The 24794-nt window shown below is 37.1% G+C and carries 23 protein-coding genes, 1 tRNA gene and 1 pseudogene; 16 read left to right on the forward strand and 9 right to left on the reverse strand.

The genetic code is table 11. The annotated features are described in order from the left end of the window. Positions 1-22: 22 nt before the first annotated feature. From N824_RS04550 to atpD, 3 genes are all read right to left on the reverse strand, one after another. Complete coding sequence (locus N824_RS04550) at positions 23-913, reverse strand: branched-chain amino acid transaminase (protein ID WP_048903944.1); 891 nt, start codon at positions 911-913, stop codon at positions 23-25. Positions 914-1533: 620 nt separating this feature from the next. Continuing rightward, on the reverse strand, positions 1534-1776 hold the full coding sequence (gene atpC, locus N824_RS04555) for an ATP synthase F1 subunit epsilon (protein WP_048903945.1): 243 nt from the start codon (positions 1774-1776) through the stop codon (positions 1534-1536). Between the two features lie 25 nt (positions 1777-1801). Then, complete coding sequence (gene atpD, locus N824_RS04560) at positions 1802-3307, reverse strand: F0F1 ATP synthase subunit beta (protein WP_048903946.1); 1506 nt, start codon at positions 3305-3307, stop codon at positions 1802-1804. 238 nt (positions 3308-3545) lie between these two features. Between atpD and N824_RS04565 the strand changes: the two genes are divergently transcribed. From N824_RS04565 to N824_RS04575, 3 genes are all read left to right on the forward strand, one after another. After that, positions 3546-4448, forward strand: coding sequence for an SDR family oxidoreductase (locus N824_RS04565; RefSeq protein WP_048903947.1), 903 nt, complete (start codon positions 3546-3548; stop codon positions 4446-4448). Between the two features lie 91 nt (positions 4449-4539). After that, a complete protein-coding gene (locus tag N824_RS04570) occupies positions 4540-5004 on the forward strand; it encodes a redoxin domain-containing protein (RefSeq protein WP_048903948.1) in 465 nt (154 codons plus the stop codon). Between the two features lie 112 nt (positions 5005-5116). Beyond that, positions 5117-5193, forward strand: a tRNA-Arg gene (locus N824_RS04575). 354 nt (positions 5194-5547) lie between these two features. Here N824_RS04575 and N824_RS04580 read toward each other — a convergent pair. After that, complete coding sequence (locus N824_RS04580; RefSeq protein ID WP_048903949.1) at positions 5548-7191, reverse strand: recombinase family protein; 1644 nt, start codon at positions 7189-7191, stop codon at positions 5548-5550. A 266-nt stretch (positions 7192-7457) separates the two neighbouring features. Here N824_RS04580 and N824_RS04585 point away from each other — a divergent pair, with 266 nt between their 5' ends. After that, a complete protein-coding gene (locus N824_RS04585; protein ID WP_048903950.1) occupies positions 7458-7925 on the forward strand; it encodes a hypothetical protein in 468 nt (155 codons plus the stop codon). Then, on the forward strand, positions 7918-8070 hold the full coding sequence (locus tag N824_RS31150) for a hypothetical protein (RefSeq protein ID WP_161662259.1): 153 nt from the start codon (positions 7918-7920) through the stop codon (positions 8068-8070). The genes N824_RS04585 and N824_RS31150 overlap by 8 nt, the downstream gene beginning before the upstream one ends. Before the next feature lie 164 nt (positions 8071-8234). On the opposite strand, the gene N824_RS04590 is transcribed toward N824_RS31150, so the two are convergent. Genes N824_RS04590 through N824_RS32960 form a run of 4 tightly spaced genes read right to left on the reverse strand, consistent with a single transcriptional unit; the run spans position 8235 to position 10706 of the window. Next, on the reverse strand, positions 8235-8552 hold the full coding sequence (locus tag N824_RS04590) for a DUF3892 domain-containing protein (RefSeq protein ID WP_048903951.1): 318 nt from the start codon (positions 8550-8552) through the stop codon (positions 8235-8237). Positions 8553-8563: 11 nt separating this feature from the next. Beyond that, positions 8564-9499, reverse strand: coding sequence for an STING domain-containing protein (locus N824_RS04595; RefSeq protein ID WP_048903952.1), 936 nt, complete (start codon positions 9497-9499; stop codon positions 8564-8566). Between the two features lies 1 nt (position 9500). Next, positions 9501-10526 (reverse strand): hypothetical protein, encoded by a 1026-nt coding sequence (locus N824_RS04600; RefSeq protein WP_048903953.1) that lies wholly within the window; start codon positions 10524-10526, stop codon positions 9501-9503. 3 nt (positions 10527-10529) lie between these two features. Continuing rightward, positions 10530-10706: a hypothetical protein gene (locus tag N824_RS32960; RefSeq protein ID WP_184626010.1), complete on the reverse strand. Its 177-nt coding sequence runs from the start codon at positions 10704-10706 to the stop codon at positions 10530-10532. Between the two features lie 780 nt (positions 10707-11486). On the opposite strand from N824_RS32960, the gene N824_RS04605 reads away from it, so the two are divergent. The 5 genes from N824_RS04605 (at position 11487) to N824_RS04625 (ending at position 18469) form a co-directional block, all read left to right on the forward strand. Continuing rightward, positions 11487-12011 carry a hypothetical protein gene (locus N824_RS04605; protein WP_048903954.1) on the forward strand — a complete coding sequence of 175 codons (525 nt, stop codon included), beginning with the start codon at positions 11487-11489 and terminating at the stop codon, positions 12009-12011. Further along, the gene (locus N824_RS04610; protein WP_048903955.1) at positions 12004-12693 is read left to right on the forward strand and encodes a nucleotidyl transferase AbiEii/AbiGii toxin family protein; all 690 of its coding nucleotides are present in this window, start codon (positions 12004-12006) and stop codon (positions 12691-12693) included. Before N824_RS04605 ends, N824_RS04610 begins: the two co-directional genes overlap by 8 nt. A 189-nt stretch (positions 12694-12882) precedes the next feature. Then, on the forward strand, positions 12883-15024 hold the full coding sequence (locus tag N824_RS04615) for a tellurite resistance TerB C-terminal domain-containing protein (protein WP_048903956.1): 2142 nt from the start codon (positions 12883-12885) through the stop codon (positions 15022-15024). Then, positions 15024-16337, forward strand: coding sequence for an ATP-binding protein (locus N824_RS04620; protein WP_048903957.1), 1314 nt, complete (start codon positions 15024-15026; stop codon positions 16335-16337). The genes N824_RS04615 and N824_RS04620 overlap by 1 nt, the downstream gene beginning before the upstream one ends. Before the next feature lie 2 nt (positions 16338-16339). Next, the gene (locus tag N824_RS04625) at positions 16340-18469 is read left to right on the forward strand and encodes a DEAD/DEAH box helicase (protein WP_048903958.1); all 2130 of its coding nucleotides are present in this window, start codon (positions 16340-16342) and stop codon (positions 18467-18469) included. 827 nt (positions 18470-19296) lie between these two features. Here N824_RS04625 and N824_RS04630 read toward each other — a convergent pair. Beyond that, on the reverse strand, positions 19297-19983 hold the full coding sequence (locus N824_RS04630; RefSeq protein WP_200869815.1) for a transposase: 687 nt from the start codon (positions 19981-19983) through the stop codon (positions 19297-19299). Here N824_RS04630 and N824_RS04635 point away from each other — a divergent pair. The 6 genes and pseudogenes from N824_RS04635 to N824_RS04665 all read left to right on the forward strand — a co-directional run bounded on the left by N824_RS04635 (position 19982) and on the right by N824_RS04665 (position 24620). Further along, positions 19982-20569: a type IV toxin-antitoxin system AbiEi family antitoxin domain-containing protein gene (locus N824_RS04635; protein ID WP_048903959.1), complete on the forward strand. Its 588-nt coding sequence runs from the start codon at positions 19982-19984 to the stop codon at positions 20567-20569. The genes N824_RS04630 and N824_RS04635 overlap by 2 nt on opposite strands. A gap of 103 nt (positions 20570-20672) precedes the next feature. After that, a complete protein-coding gene (locus tag N824_RS28870; protein ID WP_255327410.1) occupies positions 20673-20879 on the forward strand; it encodes a nucleotidyl transferase AbiEii/AbiGii toxin family protein in 207 nt (68 codons plus the stop codon). 164 nt (positions 20880-21043) lie between these two features. After that, positions 21044-22177: pseudogene (locus tag N824_RS04645) on the forward strand (ATP-binding protein). A 425-nt stretch (positions 22178-22602) separates the two neighbouring features. Then, on the forward strand, positions 22603-23076 hold the full coding sequence (locus N824_RS04650) for a transcriptional regulator (protein WP_048903961.1): 474 nt from the start codon (positions 22603-22605) through the stop codon (positions 23074-23076). 807 nt (positions 23077-23883) lie between these two features. Beyond that, on the forward strand, positions 23884-24093 hold the full coding sequence (locus N824_RS04660) for a hypothetical protein (protein WP_048903963.1): 210 nt from the start codon (positions 23884-23886) through the stop codon (positions 24091-24093). A 38-nt stretch (positions 24094-24131) separates the two neighbouring features. Next, positions 24132-24620 (forward strand): DUF3592 domain-containing protein, encoded by a 489-nt coding sequence (locus tag N824_RS04665; RefSeq protein ID WP_048903964.1) that lies wholly within the window; start codon positions 24132-24134, stop codon positions 24618-24620. Positions 24621-24794 lie beyond the last annotated feature (174 nt).

Genomic DNA, 24794 nt, shown 5'->3' on the forward strand with positions numbered 1-24794 from the left:
TACTTATTATATTATGTAGTAGTTATATGATTACTTCGTAGTTCTGTTTTTCCAATACCAGGCATTTGTAGGTGCGCTGTATGGTTGCACCAGCACTCTCTGTCCATTTTAATGGGAACGTATATTCGTCTACCGATCCTATTCCTGCAATTTCAGTGGCAGTACCACAGAAAAATGCACTATCTGCATGTTTCAGGTCTTTTACTGATAAATGTTTCTCAATAATTTCTATATCTAAAATATGGCATAGTTCAATTACTGTAGCGCGGGTAATACCTGGTAAAATGTTTCCAAGAGGAGGGGTGTATAGCCTGCCGTTTTTTTCGATAAAGATATTTGCACCCGGGGCTTCAGCAACGTTGCCATACATATCAAGCAACAAGGCCTCGTCAAATCCTTTACGTTTGGCCTCTGTGGTGGCTAGTATGGAGTTAACATAGTTGCCGCTAACCTTAGCCTCAATAGGAGTAGATTTAGGATTTGGACGCTCAAAACTTGATACGCAAACTTTAAGGAGTTTATGGCCAAGATAAGCTTCCCAGTCCCAAACACAGATCATGATTGAAGCTTCTTTTGCTGCAACCAATGACATGGCAGGCGGACAGTATATTAAAGGACGGATATATGCATCCTTTAAGTTGTTAATTTCCAATAACCTGTAGGTTTGTTTGATTAATTTATTTATATCCCATGTAAATGGAATGTGAACTAATTCTGCCGAGCGTTTTAATCTTTCGAAATGTTCTCTTGCTTTAAAAATACGGGTGCCATTATGAGTAGAGTAGGCCCTTATCCCTTCAAAAACTGCATAGCCGTAATGTAACGACTGACCATACAAATCGGCATTTGTATCGGCCGCTTTTTCGAACCGCCCATTTAAGTAAAGTATGGTATTTGAATTGAAATATTGCATTTTTTGTCAGGTATGTTTTTGTATTTTAGATGTTTCATTAAAAAAGCGCCACTTGTGGTGGCGCTCTAGTATATTTTAAGTATTCAATATTCCTTTATAGCGCCTTATCCTTCTGAATAATCAGTAGGAGAATTAGGTTAACAATTACAGTAAATAAGACGTTGACTGAAAGGTTCATATCGTTGTTTAATTTCTTGTTGTTTTATAGAATCCAATTTACCTCTTGGCGGTTAAACTATCAATAGATGAATGAAAATAAATGAAAAAAAATATAATTCTTTATTTTAATTGTATTTAAGAATATAATTCTTAAATACATGTCAATTTCATATCTTAACGTGGCGGTCGCTATACCAAATATGAAATCGGTATTCGGTATAGGTGTTATGCTAGCATTATAAATTTGTGCATTTTCTTCTTAAAATGTGGAAAACCTTAAAAAAGTTGATTGAAATTCTGATTTATTTAGAGGGATTTTCTCCGCCATAAGGCATCCGTGATCAGGCTGTGGTCAACAGGCTTTCGTTATCGGGATAACGGGAGATTAATAAAAAACTATAAATAAAAAAAAAGCCCTTTGAAATTTTCAAAGGGCTTTTAGAATATTGTATGATTAAATATTAGGCAACCCCTTCGGCTAACACAATAATTTTGTTTTTTAAAACTTCAACAACACCACCTTTAATAGTAAAGGTTTGATCGCCGGTTTTGCATTTAATAATTACAGGTCCATCCTCTAAAGTTGAAATAATAGGTGCATGGTCATGTAGTATCTGAAAAGATCCCATGGTACCAGGAACAGTAACTGCAGTTACGTCACCTTCAAAAACTTTCTTATCTGGGGTTAATATTTCTAATGTCATATATATATTATGTACGCTTTAAAAATTAAGCGTTTGCTTCAGCTAATAGTTTTTTACCTTTTTCAATAGCCTCTTCAATGCTTCCAACTAAGTTAAATGCAGCTTCAGGATATTCATCAACTTCACCATCCATGATCATGTTAAATCCTTTGATGGTATCTTTAATGTCAACCAATACACCTTTTAAGCCTGTAAATTGCTCAGCAACGTGGAATGGTTGAGACAAGAAACGCTGAACACGACGTGCACGTGATACAACTAATTTATCTTCTTCAGATAACTCGTCCATACCAAGGATTGCAATGATATCTTGTAATTCTTTGTAGCGTTGTAATGTTTCTTTAACACGTTGAGCTGTGTTATAGTGCTCATCACCTAAAACAGCTGGAGATAAGATACGAGAAGTAGAATCCAATGGATCCACTGCAGGATAGATACCTAGCTCAGCAATTTTACGAGATAATACTGTTGTAGCATCTAAGTGGGCGAAAGTTGTAGCCGGAGCCGGGTCAGTTAAATCATCCGCAGGTACATAAACAGCCTGTACAGAAGTAATTGAACCACGTTTAGTTGAAGTAATACGCTCTTGCATTAAACCCATCTCAGTAGCAAGGGTTGGTTGGTAACCTACAGCAGAAGGCATACGACCTAATAGTGCAGATACCTCAGAACCAGCCTGAGTGAAACGGAAGATGTTGTCAACGAAGAAAAGGATGTCTTTTCCAGCGCCTTCGCCATCACCATCACGGAAATATTCAGCAACTGTTAATCCTGATAATGCTACACGAGCACGTGCACCAGGAGGCTCGTTCATTTGACCGAATACCAATGTTGCTTTTGATTCTTTTAATTTTTCAGTATCAACTTTACTCAAATCCCATCCGCCTTTTTCCATTGAATGAAGGAAGTCTTCACCATAGTTGATTACACCAGACTCGATAAACTCACGTAAAAGGTCATTACCTTCACGAGTACGCTCACCAACACCGGCGAATACAGATAAACCAGCATAAGCTTTCGCAATGTTGTTTACCAATTCCATGATCAATACCGTTTTACCTACTCCAGCACCGCCGAACAAACCGATTTTACCCCCTTTTGCATAAGGCTCTAATAAATCGATTACTTTAATACCTGTAAAAAGTACTTCAGTTTCAGTTGATAACTCATCAAATCTTGGAGGAGCATTGTGGATTGGTCTGCCACCGGTTTTGCTAACAGTATTAATACCATCGATAGCTTCACCAACAACATTGAATAAGCGACCTTTAATTTGATCGCCAACTGGCATTTGAATAGGAGCACCAGTATCTAATGCTTTCATTCCACGAACCAAACCATCGGTTGAGTCCATTGCAATTGCACGTACGCGGTCTTCACCAAGATGTTGTTGAACTTCTAAAACGACTTTCTGTCCGTTTTCTTTTTCAATCTCTAATGCAGAGAAAATTTGAGGTAAATGAGCATCGTCAGCAAAACTCACGTCAACTACCGGTCCTATAATCTGCGCTATTTTTCCAATGTTAGGCATATATTGTTTTGGGTAAAATTATAAATATCAATTTGTTAAAGGCTGTTTTATGGGCCTACAATTCGGTTTGCAAAGTTAAAATTTTTATGCAAGAAATACATATATAAATAAAAAGTTTTTCCACAGTTTTTTAATCAATAATTTAGCCGGTATTATTGAGGCTTTAATTATGCCTTTTAAAGCATTAAATAGTGATTTTGCTGCATTGGCAGCTGTTGAAAATTGTAAATAAACATTAATGAAAACCATACTAGTTACAGGAAGTAATGGCCTTTTGGGTCAGAAAATAACAGAGCGGTTATCTGCTACGAAGCAATTTAAGTTAATTGCAACATCAAAAGGGGCTGATCGTTTTCCTGTTAAAGATGGATATACTTATGCCGAAATGGACATTCTGGATCCGCAGAATGTGAAGGAAGTTGTTGGACGTTATAAGCCTGATGCCATCATTCATACTGCGGCCATGACCAACGTGGATACCTGTGAAGATCAAAAGGAATTGGCTTATCAGTTGAATGTGGAATCGGTAAAGACACTGATCTCAGTTTGCGAAGAGCACAATATCCAGTTGGTGCATTTGTCGACCGACTTTATTTTTGATGGTGCAAAAGGTCCTTATGATGAAGAGGCTGATCCAAATCCTTTAAGTTATTACGGACAAACGAAGGTTGAGGCAGAGAACGTTATTAAAGCTTCTAATTGCAGATGGGCGATTTTGCGTACTATATTAGTGTATGGTATAGTGAGTGATATGAGCCGTAGTAATATCGTACTATGGGCAAAAGGCGCTTTAGAAAAAGGTTCGCCAATAAACGTGGTTAACGATCAATGGCGCATGCCTACGCTAGCAGAGGATTTGGCTGATTGCTGCCTGCTTGCAGTTGAGAAGAATGCACAAGGAGTTTATAATGCTTCCGGAAAGGATATGATGAGTATTTCTGAACTGGTAGCAAGAGTAGCTGATTATTGGAAGCTTGATAAAAGCATGATCAATGAGATCAGCGCAGAAACGCTTAATCAAACCGCAAAAAGGCCTGTAAGAACAGGTTTTGTTTTGGACAAGACTATTCGGGATCTGGGTTATAATCCACACAGCTTTGAAGAAGGATTGATAATTCTGGATCAGCAATTAAAGAATTAGGGCAGAGGGGTCAGTGTTTTCTCATCTTTAGTATTTGATTTGAAAGAAGGAGATCACAAATTTATATTTGAACAATAAACTTAATTATAATATGGCATTACAAGTTGGCGATAAAGCCCCGGATTTTAAATTATTCAGTTCTGAATTGAAAGAGGTATCTCTTTCAGATTATCAAGGAAAAAAAGTTGTTGTACATTTCTTCCCTATGGCATTTACAGGTGTTTGTACTGCTCAGTTGTGTACAATGAGAGATAGCTTTGGTTACTATGAAGGAATGAATGCTGCTGTTGTTGGTATTTCTGTTGATTCTCCTTTTACCCTGGCTAAATTCAAAGAAGATCAAGCTTACCAATTTCCGTTACTTTCTGATTTTAATAAAGAAATATCTCAGGCTTACGGTGCATTTTACGAAGATTTTGTCTTCAATTTAAAGGGTGTTTCTAAAAGAGCAGCGTTTGTTTTGGACGAAGAGGGGAAAATTATCCATTCAGAAGTGTTAGAAGATGCAGGTAATATGCCTGATTTTGATGCAATTAAGAAAGCAGTAGAAGCATAATACAGTTCTGCAAGAGTAATGCTCTGAATAATTTTATAAAAAATATTGCTATTTTGAATTTCAAGCATTACTTTTGCAGTCCGTTAACGAAACGGAATTATAATAAAAAAACGCATTTGTAGCTCAATTGGATAGAGCATCTCACTACGGATGAGAAGGTTTGGGGTTCGAATCCCTACAAGTGCACCACGGAAAGAGGGAATTTCAGCAATGAGATTCCCTCTTTTTTTTATTCATATATCTGATATTCAGATTCTTGCGATTTTTACGAATTGGCTGATTTTTGAACTCTAAAATCTTAGCGTTTTTAGAAATTTTTGAGTATTATTTTTTTAATATGCTGATATATAGTTGTTTGCTTTGTTTTTTTTAATCAAAATTCTAAAAAAGGGTTCGATATCCGGAAGGGTGAGTTAAAGAGAGTCGAACCAAAGCAATATATCCCTAGTAGAGTAAAATTGTCGGTTTAATAAAAAACAGTTAATAGCGGGCGATTAGACACTGATTTTAGAAATTTTTATCCCCAGTAAAGTAATTCATTTTTTAGCTATGAATGACCAGTTCTGCAAAGCTCTCTAGGAAAAATATAATATTTTGTGCATTTCTAGACTCAATACTTCGGTTATTATTGCTTTCAAACTTTATTATTTCCTCAGATTCTTTCGAGTAAACAAATTCTTCTACTGAATTTGAATCGGAAATTGCTTGGATTTCAGTAATAGTATCCGAATTTTCATGCTCTAAATTGTAAATGAATTTGACTGCATCTGTGAAAAGGATATGAAAGTTCTTATCATCGCAAAGTATCCGTTTGTCAGTTAAGAGGTCGATTATTTTTCTTTTGTATGTAGTTTCAAATTGTTGGTAGGTTAAAGAGATATTTGAGAATTTGTGCATAGCTTCAGCTATTATTTTTTCAGCTTTTGAAATCATAAACGCTGCGTTGTTCAAACTAGTTCCTATACAATTGATTTTGTACTCACAATCGGCTTTTATTGCGAAGTAGTCGTCATTGTCTATTTCACCTGTTAGCAAAAGTTCTTTAGCCTTATTTAGCCTTTCAAATGTCCTTTCTATACTTTTAAAGATTTGAGATTGTGTATTTGAAGCTTCGCCGAAATGTTTGTTATAAACACGTTGTAAGACCACATGAAAAAGAGATAAATAGAATTCTCCAGGAATTAACTGTTTTAACTCTTTTAGTACCAATTCATCCATAGAATCGGCTCTAACCCGGAATTTGCAACCATTCGTACAGTGGTAGTAATGGTAGTACGTATTTCTACCCTTCGAGGCACTGCCTGTTAGGTTCTTAAAACATAGCGGGCATGTTAATAAACCTCTTAATGGTAGTTGATTATTAGTTTTAGTTCTGCGTTGTGGTTTTGCATTGTTATTTAATACCTGTTGAACTTGTTTAAAGACATCTTCGGATATTAATTTTTCATGCAAGCCATTAACTAAATACCGATTTTCTTGTTCGTATGCTGGAACTACGATCTTACCATAATAAATAGGATTTCGAATCATCAGCCAGAAATTATTTAAGCTACATTTAAATCCGTTTTCTATTGCTTCGTTATAAATAAAACGTGTGGAATGATATCCGTTGGCCAATTCGATAAAAATGTTCTTGATAAAGGTCGCCTCTGGCTCTTTGGGTATTATACATTTTTTTCCATCGATTAAGGTGATATTTATATACCCTATTGGTGCATGACAAATATATCGTCCCTCTTGTTTTGCTTTACGCATGCCTTGTCTGACATTCAAACTTCGCCTGTCATTTTCTACTTCGGATGTTGCCAGGTAAATAGCGAGCATTATTTTATTTTCTGGAATAGCCAGGTTAAGAGGTTGATCAATAGCCTTCGTTTCAATGTTCATCTTTTTAAGCCTTTCAATCATGGAATATGCATCGGCAGCATTCCTGCTGAACCTATCCCATCTGGAGAATAAAATAAAGTCTGGTCTGTTAACTCTACTTCGACTTAAGCTTAAGAATAATTTTGACCACTCAGGTCTATTAAAGGTCTTTGCTGAATGATCTTCGTATACAATCTGTAGAATTTGAATTTTATTAGCGAAACAGAACTTTTCTAAACGTTCTCTTTGGCTTTGCTGTGAGTATCCTTTTTGTGCCTGCTCATCAGTACTTACACGAATGTATAACGTTGCTGTTTGCATGATAGAGATTAGATAAACTATTTCATCGTTAGTTTAAAATCACATTTTTTGTAGGAGTAAAATGACGGTTGAATTATAACCTGCGTTAGTTTTTAAATTGTGGAGATTTAATCTGTTGATCTATAATGTTTAAAATGCCAGTTGGGTAATTTTAGGTATTATAAGTTATCTAAATGGGCAAAAGTGCAAGAAGGATGACTCTATTATCATATTTAATATTCCAGTTTTAATTCTTAGTTTATCCCAAATAATAACTTATTTATAAAATGTCTCTCCTTAACTATTTTAAAGAAATCACTATTGGTTGGGAGCTGTCGCTTTTTCTTGTTGTATTTTGTGTCTGGCCGATTAGTTCTTACCTAATTTTTCATTTCGACCCCCTTTTGTTTGCGGACTTGGATTTATCTAAGCTGACACTGTTGTCTTCCGCAATTGCTTCACCTTTTTTTGTAATTAATACGGGTGCTAGTTTTCTGCTAACTGATCCCAAAGACAAAGATTTGAAGTGGGGCAATGCACCCGATCAGTTTTTATCTGGAACGGTACTAGTCGGAGTTGGCATTTCCCTGTGGGTACTTTCTTTCGGTGCTATCGCTGCCTTAATGGACTGTACTCTTCAGGTAGTAAAGTTTATAATGACCGGTATTGAAGTCGCTTTCTTGGTGATTATTGGTTGGTCAAAAGTCGTCGAGGATAAACGATTTAAAAGAAAAAACAACAGCAATCATGAATGAAATTGTAAGGAATTACCTGATCAAATGGGCAAAAGTAAAACGCCCTGTATCTTATAGTCAAATTGCTAAAGATTGTGGCTTGAATTTAAATCTTGAATTACCTTCTGATGGCCTAAAATCACAAACTAATTTTAAAGAAAGATGATGGTAAAAACGTGACTCTAGCTGTAAATATGGCCCCTTTTCTCCGGAATCGGAGGCACTTTGGAGCGGAATAAGGTGTCAGTTTAAATGCGGAAGGAGGGGACCTGGAAAGGGCTGCCGAATCAATTTTCGGCAGCCTTTTTGATGATTACATCATTTAGAACATTAAGGAGCTATCCAATCAAAATTGATAAGATGACCTAAGTTGTCTGTCAATTGATTATCAGGGTTAGATCTAAGGTATTTATTATTACCAGTTCCAACTACAGTTACCTTTTCACCAAGCTCAAATCTTGAAGTCTTATAGTTCCATAGCCATGTAATAGTATGATTCCCTTTCAATTCTACAGTTGCAATTGCTTCTGCTTTTGTTTTCTTTTGGGCCCTAGTAAGTTTATTAGGTCCCGTTACAGTGTGAAAAGCATAAGCGGTAATAACACCGTCCGAATTTTTCCAGACTCCCGAAATTCGATATTCTGCCATAATTTATAAGATTAAAATTCATCAACAATTTCTACTACTTCTTTTGCAAATGGACTTTTATCAATCTGAATCTGCAAAACTCTTCTGAAGTTATTAAGCTCCCTTTGTTCGATAACTCCCTGTAACTTTGTTCTGCCTTGATAGCCTTTTTGTAAAATCATCTCAATCGCATCGTCAATTCCGGTTAAAGTACTTGGCATATCATACATCACTGCATTTGGGGCATCATTTGTATCCAATTGAAACCAAGCTGGATGAGGTCGAAAACGTGTTTTTAAGGTATTCTGGCTAAAACCATGTTTCTTATAAAATTGAGCCGCTTTTTCCCTTATTGAACCATGTAAGTCATTAGGTATAACAATTTTGAGCTTAAAGTTGGTAAAATCCTTTCCTTCATAGTTTAGGGTAGGTTCATTATGAAGACTATCAACCATTCCAGCTACAAAATTCTTGTAATATCCTATTGCAAGCGCTGTAGTTGGATATAAGCTCAGATGACCAAGCCGATAATGTTCCTCAATCTTACTAGTAAATTCTTGACATGCATTTTCGATGGTACTAGGATTTCCTGCATCAAATCTCGGCATATATATGCCGTTAAAGTCAGAAGGTAATTTAATTCCTTTTTCAACCAACAAGAATGATTTATCTTTACCAAGAGCACCTAAAAATAGTGCCATCTCCAGAATTACATTATCCCTGGGCTCGATTACAATATTGTCATTCGTTAAAGTAAGGTCATCTGCCGTTGCCACAAAAACACCAAAATCGAAATAACTTGCCATTTTTAACAAGTTATCAAAGGTGCTTACATTCGTTTCCCATGCGGCATCATCCTTCCATAGATAACAATCTCCTACAATAGACAAACATTCCTTGACCTTTTTCGCTGATTCATATCCGGCTAGCGAAGAACCTATAAATATATTTGGTTTTAAATCCGTCATGTTAATAGGTTAAAATACCACGTTGAACGCTATAACTTTTATTTATCTCACTTGAGGAATCTTCTATAAGAAGATCTAAATCAATTTTAAGTCTGATAAGATCTTTAACAATCCCTTCTTTAGTCAGTGGTTTTTCTGTTCCATTTGGACTAGAAACAGAGAGTCTATAAGCGGGCTCATTAATAATTCGGTTAATTTGCGATGAAACTACCTTTGCTATTTCCAATTCTGTCCCAGCGTTATAATAAAGTTTATTGCTATCAATATCATGGACAATGCTAGTGAGTTGAAAGCTTTTTAAAGTTTCGAGTTGATCGTCACAATCTGCTTTTAAGGTTTTAAGGAGTCTTATCCCCCTTCTGGAACCATCGTTGGTAGCGGTTCCTTTATGATTGATATTGTTAGCTGTTGCAAAAGGATAATCTAAGTGCTTTGTCTCCTTAACAAAGTTAAAAAGATAGATACCTTTATAGTGCTCGTTTCCCGTTTCCGTATATTTATCAGAGTGATACCAAAAACTAGGTACGATATCAACCTTACGGCCCAAGTTTTGGTTAATAATTGAAATGCTCTTTTCGCCTTTATCATCAACAATGTCATATTGTCTTTTCAGAATCTGAATGGCCTGTCGTCGTAGATCTTTTATATCAGAATTTGGATCAGAGTCAGTATAAGGGTTAACAGGTTGCCCTTGCGGATAATGATAGCGATTTATCACTGTCAACAAATCAATATCACTATGTACCTTTATGTTGGTACCAGCCATAACGGAACCTTGATTTTTATAAGCTCTGCGAAAGTGCAAATTAAAATCACGTTCTAAATGATTTTGTACATTTTGTGCTGCCTGAAGTGTCCGTTCATTATACTTTTTCCCTATTGGAAGCATAGACTCCACTAGGTACTTAATATTTTCAGGTAAGTCCGAAGTACTAAAAGATTTTGTTAGAGTAGACTCATTAAAGTCCTTATCAAATCTTCTATTTTGGAGATTTGATAGCCTCCGGCCATAATTTAGATTTGCCATATGCTATCCCTTCTCCTTTCTCACCCCTTTAAACGGAGTTCCATCTTGTTTAACATCCATGAACCGACCTGTGTCAGCATCTCTTTTAACCCATTGGTCTGTTTTTGGGTTGTGTGTTTGTGAGCGGTCTCTTACTGCTCCATTTCTGTGGCCATCGCCAGTCTTACCGTTTCTTGCCATGCTTTTAAAAATTAGGTTGTACAATTCCCTTTGCCAATGGCATTGAACGCAGGGCGTTAATTACACCTCACATTGCAAGGTGTTTTCATAAAGCACGTAGAGGGTATATTCTGGTGGCGAAACAAGGGAAAAAATAATTTGAGGAATGAAAACTATTTATACCTTTGCGGCGTTATACAAAATATAACCTTGGTTGCTATCCAGCAACCCGATGCTATGTAAGGTTAGGCCTGCATCGATCCGCTAAAATTTTTGCAGGCTTTACCAAAAGACCTCTCACAATTAATCAGCCAATAGTTATATGTCAGTTAGATAGATGTAATGCTAATATTTTTGGCTTCATCTTTGATGTTACGCTATGAATGTTAGCTTTTTTGCCAATTAAATTAATTTCTGTGAAGAATTGGGAAATCTCTTCCATTATAACACTCAGCAAAAATCGTAATGAAAAACTTATCAACAGACAAATAATAAATATTTAGTAAGTTAAACTGTCATAGTTTGACTAAAAATCATACATATTGTCAGATAGTGTTTTACTTACACTAAATGAAATAATGTTTGTATATCTCGCAGTAAAGCAAATTTTTTGCCTTCAAAACTCTCTTCTGTGCGTTTTTATTTCAAATCATTTGTCCAATTTTTTCTTTTTTGTTTGGTGACAATTATCTAACAGCTTTCAAAGCTGGTAGGCGAATTAATTTGTGTTTATTTTAATTTATCGATTTAATTCTCAATTCGCGATTTGCGAATTGAGAATTAAATTTTTATATTTACAGTATGAAAGCACATAACGGTATGAGACCGCATGACATTGTGGTGCTATTGAAGATCATTGCCTTTCAAGGTAATCACTGGTTAAGTAAAGATTTGTCTGCAACTTTGTTTATTAGTCCTTCAGAGATTAGTGAATCGTTAAACAGATCTATGATTGCAGGGCTACTTAGCCCGGATAAGAAGAAGGTGATGAAAAATGCGATGCTGAAGTTTATAGAGAATGGATTGCGTTTTGTTTTTCCGGCAGAACTTGGTGCGATTGAAAGAGGGATGCCAACAGGGCATAGTGCTCCTGTACTTAAGGAGTTCTTTTCTTCATCGGAAGATTATGTCTGGCCGTTTCCATCGGGTAAATCCAAAGGGCAATCGATTAATCCGCTATATGCCAATCAGGCACGTGCGGCTGAACTTGATCGGCATTTGTATGATATGCTTGCTCTTGTCGATGCCATCAGAATTGGTAAGGTTAGGGAATGTGAGAAGGCAGTCGAATTGTTGAAAATGTATTTTAACGGAATTTATGCATGAAAATTTAACCCGCATCAAAGCGGTTAGTAAAGTCCTGGATGGACTTAAGCAAGAGTATGTGTTTGTCGGTGGGGCTACGGTTTCGCTTTATGCTACTGATCCTGAACTGGCTGAAGAGGTGAGGCCGACGGATGATGTGGATGTGATTGTGGAACTCGCCAGTTATGGAGGTTATGCTGAGATAGATGAGAAGTTGCGCGAGCTGGGCTTTGCGAACGATGTGGAATCCGGAGTAATCTGCCGATACAGGTTACAGGGGATTGTTGTGGATGTGATGCCAACAGAACCTAAGGTAATTGGTTTTAGTAATATTTGGTACCCTGATGGTTTTGCCAACGCGGTAACAAAGGCTTTAGATGCGGAAACATCTGTACGCATATTTTCTATGCCTTATTTTGTAGCTTCTAAATGGGAGGCTTTTAAAGGTCGGGGTAAGGGTGACTACAGGACAAGCAAGGATTTTGAAGACCTGGTTTATGTTTGGGAAAATGCGGATGACTTTGCTGAACAGATTATTGTTGCTCCAGCGGACGTAAAAGACTATCTTAAAAGTGAATTATCTACGATAATGAATTCTGACGATTTCTCAGAAGGTCTTTATGCACATCTATCTGGCGGGTATGGTGGTAAAGATGCGAATTATATACTCATCAAATTACAGCAGGCTTTTGAAATCTATTAATAGAACCTTCTAAAGCGGCTAAGCAGACAGTTGAATCAGCTCATGTTTAAAGCTCTGCCTGATTTGGAAAATGTCCCGGAAATAGCGATTTCGGATTTGAATAGCTGAACAAAACTATAGATGATGCAAGTATACTACACATTGTTGTGGTGAATTAGTTTGCTATATTAGTGGTTTAAATTAGCGTCTATGTTCATATTTTTAGGTATCGTTTTATTAATCATTATAATTGTTGCTTCAAGTAAAAAGAAGCAGCCTTCTGCTCTTCCAGAGATTCGATTTCGTCCAGCATCTAAACCCTACATACAACCAACAAAAATCAATCCGGTGGCGATTAACATGGTTACTAAGCATTTTGGAGGGGAATGGCTGCAGTTCCTGGCCGCAAAAGGCGATAGGGTAGCTGTTAGTGATCAGAGAATTCGTGAAATGGTAGCTATTGGGTATTCTCAGATGAAAACTAAAGCTCTTGAACATTTGCTGATTTCCTTCATTCATATTACTACTGATAATACACCTGGTACAATCGGGGTCAACGTCAAGAGCGATAATTATGCTGCCCTTCACGAGGCAATTTATGGGTTGATCAAAACAAACCGATTTAATCAGGTTTCCATTCTATCGACATTAAATTTTTTATCTGAAACGGCCTATGCTGACAAGAAGCGAGCGGAGCTTGAGCGAAAAGCAGAAATTGCAGAGAATAAGGCCAAACAACTGGAGTTGAAACAACAGTTGACGGAGCAGCGTAAAGTCATAGCTCAAAAGGAATCGGAACTTAAACTAAAAGCTGCAGAACATCTGCAAACTTTGAATACTACACCATCTGAGGCGGGAGTTAATGCGTCATTACGCCAGAATCAGACGCTTGACTTAAGTACTGGAAAATGGGAAGTAGCAGAGAACAGGGTGGATGATTCGATCATCGAAGTTTCCCAGGAAAGTACGAGGATCATTCTCCCTCCGGTAGAGCCTGCTTCGTACTCATCGAATTATCAAACTAATTATCCTGAATATGACCCTGATCAGTATTCCTTGGGTAAGAAGTATAAAAAGAAGCTAAATCTTGCACCTCAGGAAGTAAAATGGCTTAACAAATTCTGGAACTATTCTAATGTATTCAATTCTATTGAAGGGTGTGAACTGGAAATTATCAAGCTATATTTATTGACAATCAAGTTATTGAATAAACGACTGAAGAAGGAAAACTCTTCGCTGGATCAGGAAATTGAGCCATTGAAGACCATGACCGCAGAATTTGAGAAGTCTCAGCCTAATTACTGGCAGGGTTATGATGAGGTATATACGGGTGGATCTGCGGAATCAGAAGCTTATAATTTCGTGTATAAAAAAGCGGAATCTGTTATAAGGGAGCAGTGGAAGCACAAGCGTAAGATCTCAGCCAATTTTTATTCCAGGAGTGTTGAGATAAAAGAATTTTTTGATAGCAGGTTGGGAAATTTGGTTGAGGAGATTATAGATCAATTAATCCCTACTATAGGCGTGCCGGATGAGATTACGGAAGTCGCTTTAAACGAAGCAACTACTACCAGGTGGAAAACGCAGTTTCAGGAATTAACGGATGGTTACATGGGTGATGACCATACGGAACTTGTTGCAGCATTACATAGGTTGGGCAAACTGAATAAAAAGAATCCTTCAGTGGAACATATCTTTTATGAGGCTTCTAAATTCATGACCCCATTAGACAAGGTGGAGGCACTAAAATTTTATCTGCATTATATTTGGAAGGATCTCAATTCTGTAGTGGTCGACAGAAAGGAATTAAACAAGACGATTCAGAAAAAGCTATTTGCGAATGAAGGACAATTGAGCGCTTTTCAGGAGATTATAGATGAGCTGGTAAGAGGTCGCAACTTAACTGCCGCGTTAAAAGCTGTTGAGGGTATTTATAAAGCAAAACGCAAGAATATTACTTTGGACACTGAGGCAATCAGGCGAGTGGAAGAGCAGCATAGTGGAACAGTTGATAAATTGAATGAATATCTACAGGATGATGAGGAAGTTTACGAGTTGCATGTTAGCCGCCCAACAGAGCCTGTGTCTGCGGTTCAGACTGGGCTGGCCTTAACCAGTGAAGTATCACTCAGTCAAATACAACTGGAATGTTTGAGACTATTCGATAATGAATCGCATTCTGCTGATTCGGCCGATATAGAGTCTTTTGCCAAATCAAAATCTGTATTTAAAAACCAACTTATTGATGGAATCAATGAGACCTGTTATGAGGTACTGGACGATGTATTAATTGAAGAAACTGAAGATGGATATGAAATTAATCCGAATTATTATACACAAATTATAGCCTAATGATATCAAATTTAAAACCCAAGGAAGCTACTGCCATTATTAACTCACTGCTTGGTGGAGTTGTTCCTAAAATCGGTGTGCAACACATTACTGTGGGTAGATCGCCTGAAGTGGAAGCTTTTTTAAGCGCTTTAGAGGATGTTAAAAATGGGCACAGTATTGTGAAGTTCTGGATCGGTGAGTTCGGTTCTGGAAAATCATTTATGTTGCATTTACTGAATACAGTCGCCCTTAAGCAAAAATTTGTGGTGGCAAATGCTGATTTTACTCCTGATAACCGTCTGTATTCAAATGATGGTAAGGGAGTTGCCTTGTATGCTGCAATTATGGATAATGTATCTATCCAGACTAAACCTGAAGGAGGGGCTTTGCCGACATTACTTGATAAATGGATAGAGCAAATTATGATGCAAACGGCGCAGTCCAATGGTATTAGTCTTGGCGAGATTAGAGATGAACAGCATCAGCAGCTGGTTCAGAATGACATTATGAAAACTGTGAATGAGATCACAGAGGTTGGCGGATTTGATTTTGCCTGGGTAGTAGTTAAGTACTATGAAGGATTTATCAAGGAAGATGATCTTTTGCGCCGGAACGCATTGAAGTGGTTAAAGGGTGAATACAAGACTAAAACAGAAGCTAGAGCTGATCTTGGTGTACGGGAAATTATTAATGACCTGAACTACTACGATATGCTTAAAAATTTCTGTAAGCTGTTTGTGAGCATTGGTTATAGCGGATTTATGATCAATTTGGATGAGGCAATTAACCTCTACAAAATATCCACTTCGGTAATGCGGGAGAAGAACTATGAAAAGATACTAAGCATATATAATGACTGTTTCCAGGGGAAGATCAGTAACTTGTTTATTAATTTTGCAGGCACAAAAGAAGTGCTGGAGAATCCGCGTCGTGGGTTGTTTAGTTATCAGGCTTTAAAATCAAGGCTGGAAACAAATAAGTTCGAAACCCAGCAGATCAGAGATTTCGCTCAACCAGTAATACGTTTAATGCCTTTGGACCATAATGAGATCTTTGTATTGCTGAAAAAGTTGAAATTAGTTTTTGATTTCAATTATAAGATTGATTTGGCAGTGACTGATACCGATATTCAACAGTTTATGGAGGAACTTTTCAATAAGCCGGGAGCTAATGAGTTCCTGACTCCAAGAGAGGTGATTCGTGATTTTCTGAACATATTGAGCATTATCCGTCAAAATCCAAATGTCGATAAGAAAAAGCTATTTGGTGATCTGGAGATTAAAGATGAACGACCAAACGAAACTATACTCGCTGATATTGAAGAATTATAAAGGTGTTTGAGCTGCTGTCTGAACCTGTTAGGAAGTATATACGCGATAAACGCTGGGAATCATTACGTCCGATCCAAGCGGCGGCGATAGAAAAGATCATGACCACTTCGCTGAACTTGATACTCGCTTCCAGGACTGCATCCGGGAAAACCGAGGCGGCTTTTTTGCCGATTCTTTCCAAAGTTGATTTTGCCCAACCAAGTGTCCAGGTATTATATATTTCACCCCTGATAGCTTTAATCAATGATCAGTTCACAAGGATTGAAGATCTTTGTGCTTATTTGGATGTCAGTGTAACTAAGTGGCACGGCGAGGCCAGCCAGGCAAGGAAAAAGAATCTGGTGAAAAATCCGAATGGAGTACTTTTAATAACTCCGGAGTCTTTGGAGGCAATGCTTGTTAATGCACCTTATAATGCGAAGACGCTATTTTCAGGTTTAAAATATGTGGTTATTGATGAGATTCATTCCTTCATTGGTGCAGACAGAGGTATTCAGCTAAAATCAATCCTTTCAAGATTACGGTATTTAAATACTCATAGGTTTGTAGTAGTTGGACTTTCTGCAACGATCGGTGACTATACTGAAGCTAAAAAGATGACAGGAGATCCTGATCATACTAAAGTTCTTTTAGATAGAACGGCCAAGGAGATGGAAGCGAATTTCAAATACTTCAAAATGGAAGCCGCTGATTTGCCGTTAGCATTAATGAAAGATTTGTACTTGAATACTATGGCAAACAAAGTGCTGATATTTCCCAATAGTCGTGGCCGTGCAGAGGAAATAGCAGTCAAGCTGAAAAAGATTTCAGACAAAGTAAATGGGCATTCAAATTATTTTTCCCATCATTCATCTATTGATAAAGAGCTCCGCGAATATATCGAACATTTTGCTAAGACCAATGTCCGTTTCCCGTTTGCCATTTCCTGCACTTCTACCCTGGAGCTTGGCATTGATATAGGTTCGGTTGATAAGGTGGTTCAGGTTGACGCGACCTATTCTATCTCTTCTTTGATTCAACGCATTGGCAGAAGTGGCAGGCGGGATGGTGAAGTGAGTAAACTGTTGTTTTATGCCACTGATAAATGGAATTTGCTGCAGTCGCTCGCCTGCTTTGATTTGTATAAAGAAGGTTTTATTGAGCCTGTGAATGTAGTTCGGCAGCCATTTGATATCTTATTGCACCAAATGCTGGCCTATGTAAAGCAGTTATCTGGTTGTACAAGGGCGATGCTTTGGGAACGAGTGCGGGAAAATTATGCTTTTGACCAGGTTGCTGAGCAGGATTTTGATGCTATTTTAACACAACTGCTCGAAAAGGATCTGCTTGAATTGATTGGAGGAGAGCTTATCATTGGTGTTGAAGGAGAATGGGTGGTGAACAATAAAGATTTTTACAGCGTCTTCAAGACTGAACCGGCTTATAAAGTATTAAATTATGATAAGCCTATCGGCGAAATTCCCTTCTCGCCGCAGCTCAATGAGGATGAAAATCTGTTGCTTGCAGCTCGTATTTGGAAGATTATCGAGGTAGACCACACGGCTAAAAAGATTTCGGTTATTCCTGCTAAAGATGGTAAGAAGCCAATATTCTCCGGTTCAGGGGCTGATTTGCACCCAAAGATCAGGGAGCGGATGCTTCAATTGCTGACTGAATCCGAGGAAATACCTGAACTGGATGAAACTTCAATCGACATCCTCAGAGAATTCCGATCGGAGTTTAGAAATTATAGGATTGAAAGTCTCGAGGATGATCGACCGGCTTTATTAAAGGAAGGCACAATACAGCTATATTCTTTCCATGGCACCCGGGTTAATAAAAGCTTACATTTTTTATTTGACCTGATTGGTCAGGAAAGTAATTATCTGGAACAAACTAGTAGTTTTACGTTCACCGGTGGAAAAGCGGAGCTGCTTAGTTTTATCGCAGAAGCAATTCAGATATTAGAAGATATTGATTTTCACCTTGAGAACATAGTGTTAACTAAGCCTTCGATAATGGAGTTTTCCAAGTGGGGACATTTTTTGCCCTTGCAGTTGAAGTGTCGTTTATTAAATGATAAATATTTTGATTTCTACGGGGCTCGTGATTTTTTGGATAGAGTCAGTCTGGTCGTTGTTGAATTTGAATAACTCTTCAGTAGTCAATTTGGTAATGGGCTTTGGCGACAGCCGAGGTGATCAGGTCAATGATGCAAATATGACCGTCTGCAACGCTAGGCTATATATCTGAAACCTGCTCTACCGATCTGGTTGATTAGGCGAAGGGTACTTTGTGGGTATGAGTTGGATTTTTTGGACATCGATATCGACCATGATGTTCAAATCCACACAAGGTGTTAACGAACAACTATTTCATTCTATGCATTGTAATTCTACAATTACTAATCGCAAAGATCATCCTCATTTTCACCGCCATGTGAAAGATACCTATGATCATTCATTGAGCTATGAATTCAAACTGCCTGATGATTCCAAAAGATCATTCCATTGAAGTTATGCTATGTCATTTTCCAAAGTCATAAGTACGACTATAGTTTCATTGGAACAGTGATTAATGCGCATTTACTCTACTAGAGATAAACTCTGTTTTTTGCACATCTCTAGTAGAGATAAATGCGTGTTTTTATACACATAAAAATACCCCACTAGAGACTGCAGCTGCATCATTTGATCTGAGTTGATTGGTGCTTGGATAAGATAATTATCTGCCAAATTTCACTGTGTAAGCTATTTTTCATTCTTTTTCTTTTTCCAGGTTCGCTTATATTTTAACGCAAAATCTCTACTAAGGGGTTCCTGGGTAACCAACTCACTAATCCTTGCGATTTTGCTTAAATCATCAATAAATTTTTTTGAGTTCAGTTCGAAAGGGAGCACGAGACTGGATACAGCTAAAAACTGTATCCTTTTTTATTTTATGGCATTTTTGGGTGTTTAAAGGCCGTTATTTTCGGTTACTAAGCATATAGTTGAGTTAGTCTGTACAGAAAGAATTCAATGTTTTTGACTCCCCTAAACTGCGATCTGAAAGCCTTTATCTTAGCATTGAAAGATTCTACAGAAGCATTCGTGGATCTATTATCAAAGTAGTTGAGAATGGTTTGATAGTGGTTTTGTATCGAGCGGGCAATTGTATTAAAAGCCTTGAAACCAGTTTGCCTTACTTTCTCATGCCATTTGGCGAGATTAGCTAGAGCAAAGACTTTGTCTGTTGTATTTTCAAAGAGCTGACTAAGTCCCATACTTAGTCCGTAAGCAATTCTAAGATCGGGAAATCTTTCAAATAAGAGTTCTGCACGATCTTTTTGGCTATCTGTCCAGCCCGAAGGCTTTTTATACAACACATATCTGCTACGAGCTAGCAATTGTTTGATTGTATCTCCATTATGGAGTACTTCCGCCTGAAATGGGCGGCCTGTCTTTTTTGATTGTTCTATGGCTTCATTTTCTGCGTCCATAGCTTCCCATCTGTATTTGATCCGCAAAACGAAGGTTACCTTGTCGCAATAGATCCTTGAGAGAAGTGAATTTGTTGGTTGTAAAAATACACTGCTAATGTTAATAGAAGCAGTAAGTTTTACAATTGGTCTATATCGTGTTTCTATAAAAAGAAAGTTTGTACATAGGTAACTGTATGTTGTCATGAAATCGCAAAGTATTGCATCACTCTTCAAAAAGAATAACGGATATCTGACCCGGTCTCAGCTGCCCGATAGAAATATGTATGAAGAAATTCGCAGGCTAATTAGCGTGGGGAAAATAGAACGGATTAAAAATGGGCTTTATTTTATGGAAGGCATGTCTAGTCGCTCTGAGCTGATAAACCTAACAAATATAGTATCCGGTGGTGTGCTTTGTCTATATTCAGCCTGGTTTCATTATGGATTGACCGTACAAATGCCGCAAGCCTTTCATGTGGCCATTGAAAAGAGCCGGAAGGTTACCCTTCCTGAATACCCTTTTATCAAATTGCACTACTGGCAGAAGAATTACCTGGAGCTTGGTGTAACTCAGGTTAAAATTGATGGGACTGATGTTAAAATGTATGATATCCACAAGTCTGTCTGCGATGCCGTGAAGTTCCGGGCCAAGATCGGCACCGAAACTTTTGCAGAAATACTTAAAAATTATCTTAAACGAAAGGATCGTAATTTGACGAAACTGATCGATTACGCCAGGGCTATGCGTGTAGAGAAAATAGTGAAAACTTATCTGGAGGTGCAACTGTGAAAAAAAATGTCGGAAAGTCAATACGGGCTACGCTATACAACATTGCTAAAGCCAAAAAAGTAGAATTTCAACAACTGATGATCCGATACCTATATACGAACGTCTGCTATACCGGTTGTCTTTAAGTCAATACAGGGATAAGTTATATCTTAAAGGCGGGGTGCTGATGTACGCTGTTGAACAGGATTATGCCAGACCCACTCTTGATATTGATTTTCTGGGACACCAGATCAGCAATGACATGGATGAACTGATAAACGTTTTTGCCGAAATCTGCGTTATTGAAGATCATGAGGATGGGGTCAGATGACAACGGAATTCGGTTTTTTTTAGAAAGAATATTTGGATAATCATTCGATCAGCTACTATCATTTAGGTCATTATTTATTATTTACTTAATTTTTTTGTAAATTGCGTCAGTGTAATGACTTAATTTATATAAATTACGTCAGTCGTGTGACTAAATTATCAAAAATGGATATACCAAGGTTAGTGCAGCAGCAAATGGTTGCAAAACTAGGTACTCAAAAAGTGCTAATGTTGTATGGTACCCGTCGTACTGGAAAAACCACTATCATTGAAAATATTGTGAGCAAATATCCCAATGATACGCTTTTACTTCAGGGAGAGGATATGCAGATTTCGGAAATTTTGCAGCGTCGGACAATCGCAAATTATACTCAACTGATCGGCGGTAAGAAAATAGTGATTATAGATGAAGCGCAAACGATACCTGAGATCGGTAAAATATTGAAATTGATGATTGACGGGATCAAAGGTATTACTGTCATTGCAACTGGTAGTAGTAGCTTTGATCTGGTATATGCAACTGGAGAGCCGTTAGTTGGAAGAAACATCATTTATCAATTATATCCAATCGCTCAAACAGAATTGTCAACCGTTGAAGACTATATAACTACTGCAAGAAATTTAGAGCAAAGATTGATTTATGGCAGTTATCCGGAGTTGTGGCATTTAGATAGTTTACAAGAAAAAGAGAATTATTTGAAACAAATGGTCAGCAGTTATCTGCTTAAGGATTTATTGACCATAGAAAATGTGAAAGGTGCAGATGTGTTGTACAAATTATTACAAATGCTCGCCTGGCAAGTTGGAAGCCAGGTAAGTACAGTAGAGATTGGAAATAGTTTACAGTTAAATAAAATTACCGTAGAACGATATCTTGATCTATTGAGTAAAGTATTTATTATTTATCCGTTAACAGGGTATAGTAACAACTTGCGCAAAGAAGTAACTAAAAGTAAGAAATGGTATTTTTTTGATAATGGATTAAGAAATGCACTGATCAACAATTTTAGCCCTTTAAGCCAACGCAATGACATTGGGCAACTGTGGGAGCAATATATACTGAGCGAAAGGATTAAAAATAACACCTATAACGGTCATTATCCTCAATATTTTTTCTGGAGGACTTATGATGGGCAGGAAATAGACCTGATAGAATCTCATAATGGGAAACTACATGCATTTGAATGCAAGTGGAAAAATAACAATGCGAAGAAACCAATTGCTTTTRGKWANNCTTMTMMYKATRCTTTATTTACCATACTAGATCAAGAGAATTATTTGGATTGGGTTACGAAATGAAAATATTGTCTGGTCCTATAATGTGATTTTTAAAGGAACGGTCCGATACGGGTTTCATTTTACAGTTAACAAAAAGTCAGTCCTATACAGTTAGTCCTTTACTTTGAACGCGAGATATGAGGATAATCCCATGTGGGAAATCAAGCCTTTGCAGATTTCCCACATGGGATAACGATTTTTATCGTAATTACTGCACATAGAATCAACGTTGAAGAAGTGTTAAATGCCTATTTCTCATGTTGTCAATATACCTTACGCTAATGGCAAAGTACTAGTTTGATGGCTACCTATATGCCTACTATCACTGGGCATTTATAACTAAGTATAAATCAAAATAGGTTAAGTTATAGCTTTACTTTTATTTGGTTTTGTAAAGTTATATGCTTGCTTTTGCTGGTAGCTTGTCAAGTTAAACCTTTACTTATATGGGAAAACAGTCATTAATGATTCAACAGCTTAATAATAAATTATTAAGCTTTGTTACCTTAAAGCAGGTTGCTGTTCCACCGAATGGTTGGATTAAAGCCATTCGTACTACTTTAGGTATGTCAAAGCAACAATTGGAGAATAAATTGTCGGTTACCAAACAAGGTATTTTGGACATTGAAAAAAGAGAAAGGGATGGTTCGATTACGCTAAAATCCCTAAGAGAGGTGGGAAGGGTATTAGATATGGAATTGGTTTATGGCTTTATACCAAAGGATGGTTCGTTAGATACTTTAATAGAAAAAAAGGCAATGGAGCTAGCTTCGAAAATCGGTTTACGTACATCAAACACCATGAAATTAGAAGACGAGGAGAATTCTAAGGAAAGAATTGAAAAAGCGATAAAGGAGAGAACCGAAGATATAAAAAATAACATGCCTAAATTTTATGGGATTAGATATAGTTTATATTGATGGACAAACCCCATTGGACGAAGAGGAAAAAGAAGGTTTGCTAATCCCTGCCATTGCAACTAGGGAGGAGCTGGATAAAGCATTAACTTAGATGGGATTAGATTTTAATGTAAGTTGCTTTTTATCACTAAAGATATTTTAAAAGATAACTCCCATATGGGAAATCCTGACCTCCTAAATTTCCCATATGGGAGTTACTTCATACTGTTATTTTCTCATAAATTTTCGAAGGAAATTCAGGGTTTTCGGAACCTTAGTGGCGTACTTCTCTTATCATTAATATATTTTTTTATTTCTGCCACTACCTTCAAATCCTCAAGAAATTGGTGTGTACGGAATATCTCTGAGAGTACCGGACTGGGTGCTACTATCAGGTCGATTTCCATTCAACTGCTTGGATCAAAATACTTTTAAGCGTATAAGATGCGCGTGTTTCATGTTTAGAAAGATATATTTACATTTATAGGAACTGATTGTCGAATAAAATGAAAACTAGGATACATATTTTCAATTCACTTGACGCTGCGAAAGAAAAGGAGATACAGGATATTATTAAACAATCACCTGTTGACCGTTTGAGGCAGCCTGTCGAACTTATTTTACGAGTGTATCATGTCAGTAGAGAGGACCTAAAAAACAGAACTGCTACACGCAAAATCAGAATAATCACAGCTGGATGAATCTGTTTATAGAAAAACACCAGGACCTATTAAAGTAACATTTATTATGCAAAGTTGATTTTATTGTAATTGTTGGTTACTCTGTAATATTTCATGGCTATGCAAGAAGCACTGGAGATGTGGACTTATGGCTAAGACCTATGTAAATAAGTTTAAGTTATTGGGTGTTCTAAAGCAAATGGACTTTGACGAAGAGGATATACAGCACATAGCTGAGCTTGATTTTTCAAAATATATTGTCTTCTCGAGGTGGGATGAACCAGAAAAAGTTGATTTTTTAACCAGAATTAGCATGAAAAGTACAAACGTAAAACTTACTTTGGATTCTTGCTTTTAATCTACGAGTTTTCGTTTTTTACAAGATAGTTTTTCACTATGAAAAAAATCAATATTCTAACTTTAATATTGTCTGCAGGAATTGTCGCTTGTGGCTATGTCCATATATATTATTCACATAAGCTTTCAAGGCTCGATGGACTCGATCAGTTAGCTATTGCGTCATCTATTTATTTTTTAATTCAGCTATGGTTTTCTGGGAACTACTTAGTCAAAGGCTTAACCTTCGTCCTTTTAGCAGGATCGACACTTCTATTGCTCAACATTCTTCACAATAACTATGCTGATAATCAGCTTAATATGTATGGTAGAAAGGCTTATGCCACAGTTACATCAGTTAAATACATGAGCGGTCACAAAAGTTACCCAAGAATAATAATTAAGTTTACTTATACTTTAAGAGGAAGGGTATATAATCATTCAATTATGGATGATGTTGAAGCTGACAGGCGATTTTCTGTTGGAGATACAATACCCATAAAATATTCATCCATGGATCCGGACTTATTCGAGGAATTAGGGAATTGAATATTATCTGTTGTATGAGTGACTAATTCCCTAATCCTGACCTTCCAAATTTCCCATATGGAAGTCAATTTAACACGGCAGGAAGCTAGTTACACGTCCACTGCCGAGCGTTTTGCAAGGCCACTCTGTTTGAACACAACCTAAAAGTTKTMYKWTMKYAGCWAATAGATCACT

Origin of the sequence: Pedobacter sp. V48, assembly GCF_000523515.1 — a bacterium.
GTDB lineage: Bacteria > Bacteroidota > Bacteroidia > Sphingobacteriales > Sphingobacteriaceae > Pedobacter.

Excerpts from the sequence above, each read along its gene's own strand:
- N824_RS04550 (WP_048903944.1), bottom strand. The coding sequence starts at position 913 with ATGCAATATTTCAATTCAAATACCATACTTTACTTAAATGGGCGGTTC.
- atpC (WP_048903945.1), bottom strand. The coding sequence starts at position 1,776 with ATGACATTAGAAATATTAACCCCAGATAAGAAAGTTTTTGAAGGTGAC.
- atpD (WP_048903946.1), bottom strand. The coding sequence starts at position 3,307 with ATGCCTAACATTGGAAAAATAGCGCAGATTATAGGACCGGTAGTTGAC.
- N824_RS04565 (WP_048903947.1), top strand. The coding sequence starts at position 3,546 with ATGAAAACCATACTAGTTACAGGAAGTAATGGCCTTTTGGGTCAGAAA.
- N824_RS04570 (WP_048903948.1), top strand. The coding sequence starts at position 4,540 with ATGGCATTACAAGTTGGCGATAAAGCCCCGGATTTTAAATTATTCAGT.
- N824_RS04580 (WP_048903949.1), bottom strand. The coding sequence starts at position 7,191 with ATGCAAACAGCAACGTTATACATTCGTGTAAGTACTGATGAGCAGGCA.
- N824_RS04585 (WP_048903950.1), top strand. The coding sequence starts at position 7,458 with ATGTCTCTCCTTAACTATTTTAAAGAAATCACTATTGGTTGGGAGCTG.
- N824_RS31150 (WP_161662259.1), top strand. The coding sequence starts at position 7,918 with ATGAATGAAATTGTAAGGAATTACCTGATCAAATGGGCAAAAGTAAAA.
- N824_RS04590 (WP_048903951.1), bottom strand. The coding sequence starts at position 8,552 with ATGGCAGAATATCGAATTTCGGGAGTCTGGAAAAATTCGGACGGTGTT.
- N824_RS04595 (WP_048903952.1), bottom strand. The coding sequence starts at position 9,499 with ATGACGGATTTAAAACCAAATATATTTATAGGTTCTTCGCTAGCCGGA.
- N824_RS04600 (WP_048903953.1), bottom strand. The coding sequence starts at position 10,526 with ATGGCAAATCTAAATTATGGCCGGAGGCTATCAAATCTCCAAAATAGA.
- N824_RS32960 (WP_184626010.1), bottom strand. The coding sequence starts at position 10,706 with ATGGCAAGAAACGGTAAGACTGGCGATGGCCACAGAAATGGAGCAGTA.
- N824_RS04605 (WP_048903954.1), top strand. The coding sequence starts at position 11,487 with ATGAAAGCACATAACGGTATGAGACCGCATGACATTGTGGTGCTATTG.
- N824_RS04610 (WP_048903955.1), top strand. The coding sequence starts at position 12,004 with ATGCATGAAAATTTAACCCGCATCAAAGCGGTTAGTAAAGTCCTGGAT.
- N824_RS04615 (WP_048903956.1), top strand. The coding sequence starts at position 12,883 with ATGTTCATATTTTTAGGTATCGTTTTATTAATCATTATAATTGTTGCT.
- N824_RS04620 (WP_048903957.1), top strand. The coding sequence starts at position 15,024 with ATGATATCAAATTTAAAACCCAAGGAAGCTACTGCCATTATTAACTCA.
- N824_RS04635 (WP_048903959.1), top strand. The coding sequence starts at position 19,982 with ATGAAATCGCAAAGTATTGCATCACTCTTCAAAAAGAATAACGGATAT.
- N824_RS04630 (WP_200869815.1), bottom strand. The coding sequence starts at position 19,983 with ATGACAACATACAGTTACCTATGTACAAACTTTCTTTTTATAGAAACA.
- N824_RS04650 (WP_048903961.1), top strand. The coding sequence starts at position 22,603 with ATGGGAAAACAGTCATTAATGATTCAACAGCTTAATAATAAATTATTA.
- N824_RS04660 (WP_048903963.1), top strand. The coding sequence starts at position 23,884 with ATGGCTAAGACCTATGTAAATAAGTTTAAGTTATTGGGTGTTCTAAAG.
- N824_RS04665 (WP_048903964.1), top strand. The coding sequence starts at position 24,132 with ATGAAAAAAATCAATATTCTAACTTTAATATTGTCTGCAGGAATTGTC.